General features: G+C 18.4%; 7 protein-coding genes. All 7 read left to right on the top strand.

Annotation, left to right across the window (positions count from 1 at the left end):
- On the top strand, positions 1 to 531 hold a 531-nt coding region (locus V9D86_RS02230; RefSeq protein WP_334331174.1), incomplete at its 5' end, for a lambda-exonuclease family protein.
- 199 nt (positions 532 to 730) lie between these two features.
- Positions 731 to 1,765: a tryptophan--tRNA ligase gene (gene trpS / locus V9D86_RS02235; protein ID WP_334331175.1), complete on the top strand. Its 1,035-nt coding sequence runs from the start codon at positions 731 to 733 to the stop codon at positions 1,763 to 1,765.
- Between the two features lie 688 nt (positions 1,766 to 2,453).
- Complete coding sequence (locus tag V9D86_RS02240) at positions 2,454 to 2,993, top strand: hypothetical protein (protein ID WP_334331176.1); 540 nt, start codon at positions 2,454 to 2,456, stop codon at positions 2,991 to 2,993.
- 413 nt (positions 2,994 to 3,406) lie between these two features.
- Positions 3,407 to 4,504: a redox-regulated ATPase YchF gene (gene ychF / locus V9D86_RS02245; protein ID WP_334331177.1), complete on the top strand. Its 1,098-nt coding sequence runs from the start codon at positions 3,407 to 3,409 to the stop codon at positions 4,502 to 4,504.
- Positions 4,505 to 4,551: 47 nt separating this feature from the next.
- A complete protein-coding gene (gene ileS, locus V9D86_RS02250; RefSeq protein ID WP_334331178.1) occupies positions 4,552 to 7,284 on the top strand; it encodes an isoleucine--tRNA ligase in 2,733 nt (910 codons plus the stop codon).
- Positions 7,285 to 7,346: 62 nt separating this feature from the next.
- Positions 7,347 to 8,036 (top strand): YitT family protein, encoded by a 690-nt coding sequence (locus V9D86_RS02255; RefSeq protein WP_334331179.1) that lies wholly within the window; start codon positions 7,347 to 7,349, stop codon positions 8,034 to 8,036.
- Positions 8,037 to 8,111: 75 nt separating this feature from the next.
- Positions 8,112 to 9,092, top strand: a complete 981-nt coding sequence (gene holA, locus V9D86_RS02260; protein ID WP_334331180.1) for a DNA polymerase III subunit delta — start codon at positions 8,112 to 8,114, stop codon at positions 9,090 to 9,092.
- Positions 9,093 to 9,121: the final 29 nt, after the last annotated feature.

Here is a 9,121-nt window from a genome sequence, read left to right on the forward strand (position 1 = left end):
AATTATATTAATGCTTCAGAAGTAGCGGCAATTATGAATTTAAATCCTTTCGAAAGTTGTCGAAAAATTTTAGAAAGAAAAATTTTTGTTCAAAAACAAAAAATTAATGGAGCCATGAAACATGGAAAAAGATTAGAACCACAAGCTAGATTTTTTTTTAATCAATATAAAAACAAACAATTTTTACCTATAGTTTGTGTTAAAGATTTTATGTCTGCTTCTTTAGATGGTTGGAATGATGAAACTAAAAGTTTATTAGAAATTAAATGTCCTATTTCTTTTAAAACTGTTACTTGGAAGTGTTTTTTGGAAAAAGAAAAAATACCAATGATATATTATGCCCAAATTCAAGCACAAATTTATTGTTCTCAAGCTAAAAAAGCTTATTTTTTAGTTTATCAAAATGATAAAAATTTAAAAATAAAAGAAATTGAAAAAAATAAAAATTTTATTGATAATATGTTAGTTATATGTCAAGATTTTTATAATATTTTTCAACAAACTAAAATTTTCTTAAATAAAATTGTTTAATTATTTTTTAAGATTCATTTTTTATTAGTTTATATAATATTTTTGATATTTTTAATCATTAATTTTTAAAAAATTAATTAAAAATTATTATAAATCAAAATAAATATAAACTTTAATATAATATATTTAATTTATTTTTTTTATTTAATTTAAAAAATATTTTATTTTTTTTTAAATATATTGAAAGAGGTTTAAAATTATGTTTAAAATAAATAAAGATGATAATTCTAAAAAAATACTGGTTACAGGTATTAAACCAAGCGGTGATATTACTTTAGGTAATTATTTAGGTGTTATAAAACCTTTGATTGAAATATTAAAACAAAATTCAAATTTAGAAATATATCTTTTTATAGCGGATTTACACGCTATTACTATTTTTCAAAAACCACAAATTTTAAAAGAACAAATTATAAAAATTATTAAAATTTATCTGGCTTCAGGATTAAATTTTAAAAATGTTAATTTATTTGTTCAATCAGATATTAAAGAACATCCTTATTTAGGTTATTTAATGGAAACTAATTCTTATGTTGGTGAAATGAGTCGTATGAACAGTTATAAACAAACTAAATTAATGCAAACTATTAAAAAAAATCCGATTAGAACAGCTTTATTTACTTATCCAGCTTTAATGTCAGCGGATATTTTATTATATGATGCTGATTATGTTTTAGTAGGCGCAGATCAAAAACAACATCTAGAATTAACGCAAAAAATAGCTAAACGTTTTAATCATTTATATGATAATGTTTTTAAAATTCCGACTGAAATTAAATTTAATTATTTAGGTAATAAAATTAAATCACTTTTAGAACCGACAAAAAAAATGAGCAAAAGTAATAATGATTTAGGATGTATTTATCTTCTGGATGATAATTCGACTATTAATAAAAAAATTATGCGTGCTACTACTGATTCAGATAATCGCATTTTTTATGATATAAATCAAAAACCAGGAATTTCTAATCTTTTAATTATTTATAGCATTTTAAACAATATAAAAATTAAAAAATTAGAAGATTATTTTAAAAAATATTCTTATCAAAAATTCAAACAAAAAGTCAGTAAATCTGTTATTAAAGAAATTGAAAAAATTCAAAAAAAAATAGATAAAATAAATGATCAACAAATAAAAAAAATTTTAAAAAAAGGTACTGTTAAAGTTCAAAAACAAGCTTATCAAAAATTATTAAAAGTTAAGAAAAAATTAGGATTAGGTTATATTATTTAAAAAAATTCTAAAAAAATAATTGAATTTAATAATAATGTTTAAAAAAGTTCTTTTTTTAATATTTTTTTTTTCTTTAGAAAATATTTTTTAATTTATTTTTTTATGTGTTTTATTAAATATAATTACTGAACTTAAAAATTAAAATTTTGAATTTTAAGTTAAATAGTTTTAGATTTTTTAATCTAAATTTTTTTAAATTTAATTTATTTTAAAAATAATAAATTTTATATTTTGTTTTTTTCTTTATATTATTAAATATTTATTAATTTTTTGTTTGGAAAATTTAATTTTTATTTCAATTTACTTTTCGTATTTATATTTAAAAATTTTATATTTTATTTTTTTTAAAATATTATTCTTTTTATATAATTTTATATAATAAACTGTTTTATTTTTTACTGTTTTGATTTTTCTGGTTAATATTATTTATTGAAAAATTATATTTTATCAAATGTATTTATTTTAAATTTTTTATAGAAAATCAACTATAAAAAAAATTAATTCATGTAAATTATAATTTTTAGTAATTATTTCTTTAAATCAAAAAATATATAATTATTAAAGTTATTAATTTACCTTTTTATAAATTATTATAATGATTTTATTGATAAAATAAATATTAATAAATTTCTTTTTAATTTATTAAAATAAAAATAATTAAATAAAAACCGAAAGGTAAATTTACAAAATGAGAATAATCCCGTATGAATTATATAAATACACTCCTGATATTTCGTTATGTGCATTAAGAAAAGAATTTGGAATGTATGATTATTGTTTAAATATGAATATTCGTAATCAAGGTATGCAATCTTTTTTAGATCTGGGAAGAGTTTATTTTAATTTATTAATAAAAAAATGGACAGAAGAAATGAAAAAACGTAAACATTATATAAATACTTTTCATTCATATTATTCTCAACAAGTAATTACAAAACCAATTTCAACAGATTTTTTTTTAATTTTAGAATGTTGTATTCAATGGGATATAAAAGATTTTAAACCTTATAAGATTGATTTATCTTGGCATCAAATAGTAATTAAAATTTTTAAAAAAAATAAAAAAACGATAAATAATCTTAATTTAAAAAATTATCACAAATTACTTCTTTGGTATAAAAATTGTTTTATGAGAATAAATAAAAATGGAAAACTAAAACCTTATAAATTAAATATTTTTAAAGTAATTTTATTTTTTTCTGAATTTTTGAAAAATAATAAAATTTAAATATAAAGTAATTATATAAATAAAATAATAAAAATAATATTGAAACAAATTTTGTACTATTTAATAATGGAAAATAAAGTTAATTATATTTTATAAAAAATTTAAACTATTTATTAAAAAATAAACAGTTTATTTTGTTTTTTTTATTTAAACTAGTGAAATATTTTGATTATTTTTACACATATAATTAATAAATTAGTTTTTTTAAAACATAATGTTCAGTTTTTCTTCTTAATTTATTGTATTGTCTTCTTTTTAATCTTTTAAAATTATAAAATATAGATAAAGGAAAAATAATTTTCTATAAATTTATGTTGAAAATAATTTTTTTTATCTAAAAAATATTAATTTTTTCAGTTATAATTATATTTATATAATTTTAAATTTAATTATTTTAGGAGAATTTTAAAAGAATGAAAGTAGGAATTATAGGATTACCGAATGTTGGAAAATCTACCTTATTTAATGCTTTAACAAAAATGTCAGTATTGGAAGCAAATTATCCTTTTGCAACTATTGAACCAAATACAGGAGTTGTGAATGTATTTGATAATAGATTAAATTCATTAGCTAAGATTTTTAATTCAAAAAAAATTATTTTCACTACTATTGAGTTTATAGATATTGCAGGTTTAGTTGAAGGAGCTTCTAAAGGAGAAGGGTTGGGTAATCAATTTTTAAATCATATTAGAAAAGTTGATGCTATTTGTCATCTTGTTAAATGTTTTGATAATAATGGAATTTTACATGTTAGAGAAAAAATTGATCCTATTAAAGAAATTGATATTATTAATACTGAATTATTTTTAGCAGATTTAGAACAAATAGAAAAACGTTTATTAAAGATTAAAAAAAATAGTGAAAAAATAAAAAATAAAGATATTTCATTAGAAATAGATTTACTAAATAGAATTAAAACATCTATAGAGCAAGGACAAAAAATTAATGATTCATTTTTTAATTTTGAAGAAAATAAAATAATTAAAAACTTTAATTTATTGTCTTTTAAACCTATGCTTTATTTAGCTAATATTGAAGAAAATAATTTACAACATTTTCAAAATAGTGATTTATTTAAAAAAGTTTTATTTTATGCTCAACAAGAAAAAAGGAAATTAGTACCTATTTGTGTTACATTTGAAAAAGAACTTTCTTTATTAAATAAAGAAGAACAAAATTATTTTTTAAAAATTTATAATTTAAAACAATCTGCCCTTCAAACAGTTATTCAAAAAAGTTATAATTTATTAAAATTAAAAACTTATTTAACTGCTGGACCTCAAGAAATAAGAGCTTGGTCTTTTCGAAAAGGTATGACTGCGCCTGAATGTGCTAATATTATTCACACTGATTTTAAGAAAGGTTTTATTAAAGCTGAAGTTATTTCATATAAAGAATTAATTAAATATGAAACATTTCAAAATGCAAAAAATAAAGGTAAAGTTCGTTTAGAAGGTAAGGAATATAAAGTTCAAGATGGTGATATAATTATTTTTCATTTCAATGTTTAATTAATTTAAAAATTTTTAAAAAATAAATTTAAGGAAATTATTTTATTATGGATTATAAAAAAACTTTATTATTACCAAAAACAGATTTTCCAATGAGAGGGAATTTAGGTATTAATGAAATTAACATTCAACAAAAATGGGAAAAAATTAATTTATATTCAAAAGTTGTAGAAAAAAATAAACAAAATAGTACTTTTTGTTTGCATGATGGTCCTCCTTATGCTAATGGCAATATTCATATAGGACATGCTTTAAATAAAATTTTAAAAGATTTTATTTTACGTTTTAAAACTATGAGTGGATATAAAACAGTTTATATTCCAGGTTGGGATACTCATGGTCTTCCTATTGAAATTGCTGTTTCTAAAAAAATTAACAAAAGTGATTATTCTAGAACAAATTTTATACAAGAATGTAAAAAATTTGCTTGTCATTATATTGAAAAACAAAAAAAACAATTTAAAAGATTAGGTATTTTGGGTGAATGGCACAGCCCTTATGTAACTTTAGATAATATTTATGTATCTGAACAAATTAAATTTTTTGGCGAAATGGTGAAAAAAAATTTAATTTTTAAAGATTTAAAACCTGTTTATTATTCACCAACATTAGAATCTGTTTTATCTGAAGCTGAAATTGAATATTATGACATAAAATCTATTTCTATTTTTGTATCTTTTAAAATATTTTCAAATTTTAAAAATAATGATAAAAAATTTTGGCAACATTCTGAATTATTAATTTGGACTACAACTCCTTGGACATTACCTGCTAATGTAGCTGTAGCTGTTAACCCTCATGTTGATTATAATTTAATTAAAATAAATAATAAAAAATATTTAGTAGGATTAAAAAACTTAAATTCTTTAAAAAAAATTTTTAATTGGAAAGATAATATCGAAATAGTAAAAATTTTTAAAGGATATGAATTAGAAAATTTACAATATCAAAATCCTATTGTACAAAGAAATAGTAAAATTATTTTAGGAGAATATGTTTCAGAAACTGAAGGAACTGGATTAGTTCATATTGCGACCGCTCATGGTATTGAAGATTATTTAATTGGTAAAAAATATAATTTACCAATTATTTGTAGTGTTGATAAAAAAGGTTTTATGACTGAAGTAGCTGAAAAATATCAAGGTATTTATTATCAAAAAGCTAATTCATTAATTATTCAAGATTTAAAAAAACAAGGTTTATTGTTAAAAGAACAAAAAATTTTTCATAATTATCCTCATGATGGTCGCACTAAAAAACCTGTAATTTTTTTAGCTATTCAACAATGGTTTATATCTATTGAAAAAATTAAAAAAACATTATTATCTGAAATTAAAAAAGTTCATTGGTTTCCTAATTGGGGCAAAATGAAAATGAATAATATGATTGAAGGACGTCAAGATTGGGCCATCAGTAGACAAAGAGTTTGGGGAGTACCAATTCCTATTTTTTATAATGAAAATAATATTCCTATTTTAGATATTAATATAATTAATCATGTAGCTTCTTTATTTGCAAAATATGGTTCAGAAATTTGGTACGAATGGAAAATAGAAGATTTATTACCTGAAGAATATATTATTAAAAATAAAAATTTTATTCATTTATTTACTAAAGAAACAGATATTATGGATGTTTGGTTTGATTCAGGAACTTCTTTTAATGTTTTAAAAATTAAAAATCAGAATTTTCCAGCAGATATTTATTTAGAAGGGTCAGATCAATATAGAGGATGGTTTAATTCTTCTCTAATTATTTCTACAGCTGTTTATAATCATTCTCCTTATAAAAAAGTTATTACTCATGGATTTGTTTTAGATGGTAAAGGTCAAAAAATGAGTAAATCTTTAGGTAATATAATTGATCCTTCAAAAATTATTCAAAAAAAAGGTGCAGATGTTTTAAGGTTATGGGTTGCTACTACAAATTATAATATTGATGTGCGAGTTGATGAAAATATTTTGAAACAAACAGAAGAAATATATCGCAAAATCAGAAACACTTTTCGTTTTATGTTAGGTAATTTAAATAATTTTATTTTTGAAAAACATTATTTAAATTTTTATGAAAGAAAACCAATTCATCAAGTTATTGTAATTAAATTTAATAAAATTTTAGAAGCAAGTTTAGAATCTTATGAAAAATTTCAATTTGAAAAAGCAGTTCGTTATGTTCATGTTTTTTTGAATAATGAAATTAGCGCTTTTTATCTTGATTTTGCTAAAGATATTTTATATATCGAAAAAGAAAATAATTTAGAAAGAAGAATGATACAATCAACTATTTATGATGTTTTACTAGATAGTTTAAGAATTTTGACACCAATTATTCCTCATACCACATCAGAAGCTTATCAATTTTTATCTTTTTTACAAAAAAAAGAAGATATTTATTTAGAATTAATACCTAAAATTAAAAAATTTAAAAATATTGATAATATTGAAAAATATTATGAAATTTTTTGTTTTTTAAAAGAAATGGTTTTTAAACACTTGGAAAAATCAATAAAAAGTAAGGTTATTAACAATTCATTGCAAGCAAAATTATCATTAGAATTGACAGATGAATATTTATTGGCTTTCAAAATATTAAAAATTGAAAAAAATTTGCATCAATTATTTATAGTTTCACAAATTGATATTAAACCTTCATTATTTGATATTAATATTCAAGTTTCTAAAGCTTTAGGAAATGTATGTCCTAGATGTTGGAATATTATAAATAATAAAAAAAACATTGATGATTTATGTATTCGTTGTTTTAATAATATTAATGATTAATCATATTAGAAAGTAGAAAATATAAATTCAAAATAAAAGATTTAAAAATTATTTTAATTACTATGATTTGTTGTTTTTTATTTGGATATTTTAGTGTTTGTTTTTTTGGTGCCCAATATAAATGTGTTATTTACACTTCTGGTATTTATGGAGTTTCTGATGCAATTTCTAGATTTTTGATTAAAATTGAATTTTTAACAGAAAAAAATAAAGATTATTTTGCTTCTTTGCTTTATATAATGGTAAATATTTTATTGTTTTTTTTTATAGCTTTTCCAAAATTAGATAAAAATTTTAATATTAATGCTGTTTGTTCTACTGTTTTTATTTCTCTTTTTGTTTCTTTTTTTTCTTTTTATATTTTAAAAAATACAGAAAATGAAGGTTTTTTTGTTCGAAGTAAAAATTTTTTTGGTATTTTCGATACAGAATCAACAGAACTTAGAAAAAATATTTTAAGAGCTTTTTTATCGGGAATTTTAATTTCTATTTGTTTAATTATTCCTATTAAAATTGGTAGTTCAACAGGTGGTATAGATATTATAGCTAAATATTTATTTATTTATAAAAATAAAGATATTAGTTTAGTTATTATTATTTTTAATTATAGTATTTCGTTTTTTTTTGTTTTAATAAATTTTTTTTCAAATCCAAACGAAGGTTTTAATATAAATAGTATTTTATTAAGTAATTTAAAAATGATTTCTTTTTCTATTACAACTTATTTTTTAAATCCTAGTAATAAAAAATAAAATTATATATTTTAATTTTTTTATATTATTCATTAGTTAATTATTTTAAATTATTTAAAAAAATAAGGAGTTTTAATGATTTTATCTCCACTTAATTTTATAATCGTTAATCAAACATTTTTTTTAGAAAAAAAAATTCAATTTTTAGTTCAACAAAGTAAAAAAAAAAATATTAATTGTATTTTTTATAATCCGGAAAAAAATAATTTATATAATTTAGAACAAGAATTAAAAACAACTAATTTTTTTTCTGTAAAAAAAATAATTATTATTAAAAAAAGTAATTTGTTGTTTGAATCAATTAACATAAATAACCAATTTTTATTTAATTATTTTAAAAATCCACGTTTAGATGTAATACTTTATTTTTTTAGTAAAAATTTTAATTTTAGTTTGGAAATAAAAAACATTTTAAATAAATATTTTAAAATTATTGAAATTCCTATTTTACAAAAAAAAGATTTTTTTATTTATGTTAAGAAAAAATTTAAAAAAATAGGATTAGAAATTTCTAATAAAATTATTATTAACTTGATTGAAAAAACTAATTATAATTTATTTCTTCTAGAAGAAGAAATTAAAAAAATTCAAATTTATAGTTATTCTGATTCCAAAATTAATGAAAATATTTTAGAAAATTTAGTTTTTTCTGGTTTTGAATATTATATTTTTAAATTAATTAATTATTTTTTAAACAATAAAATAAAATCTGCTAACAATATATTTCAATATTTAATTCAAAATAAAGGAGATTCTTATTATATAATTAATCAAATGTTTATGAAATTAAAACAATTAATTATAGTTAAAGATTTATTATTACAAAAAAATAGTCAATCACAAATTTCCTCTATTTTAAATTTTTCTTCAGGACAAGTTTATTTTTTAATACAAGAAACTTATTTATTTTCAATTAATCAAATTACTAATTTATTTATAAATTTGTTAGAATTAAAATATTTAATTAAAACTAACCAGATAGATTCTAATATAGGATTTGAAATTTTTATGATTAATATTTGTTTAAATAATAATCGCAGTATTACAAAAGTTTAAATACTTTTTATTTTTAAAAATTTTTTCAG

It is taken from the genome of Candidatus Phytoplasma prunorum, assembly GCF_036924415.2.
Lineage (GTDB): Bacteria > Bacillota_I > Bacilli_A > Acholeplasmatales > Acholeplasmataceae > Phytoplasma > Phytoplasma prunorum.

Bases quoted from the DNA above. Each gene is read 5' to 3' on its own strand.
- trpS (WP_334331175.1), top strand. From the start codon at position 731: ATGTTTAAAATAAATAAAGATGATAATTCTAAAAAAATACTGGTTACA.
- V9D86_RS02240 (WP_334331176.1), top strand. From the start codon at position 2,454: ATGAGAATAATCCCGTATGAATTATATAAATACACTCCTGATATTTCG.
- ychF (WP_334331177.1), top strand. From the start codon at position 3,407: ATGAAAGTAGGAATTATAGGATTACCGAATGTTGGAAAATCTACCTTA.
- ileS (WP_334331178.1), top strand. From the start codon at position 4,552: ATGGATTATAAAAAAACTTTATTATTACCAAAAACAGATTTTCCAATG.
- V9D86_RS02255 (WP_334331179.1), top strand. From the start codon at position 7,347: ATGATTTGTTGTTTTTTATTTGGATATTTTAGTGTTTGTTTTTTTGGT.
- holA (WP_334331180.1), top strand. From the start codon at position 8,112: ATGATTTTATCTCCACTTAATTTTATAATCGTTAATCAAACATTTTTT.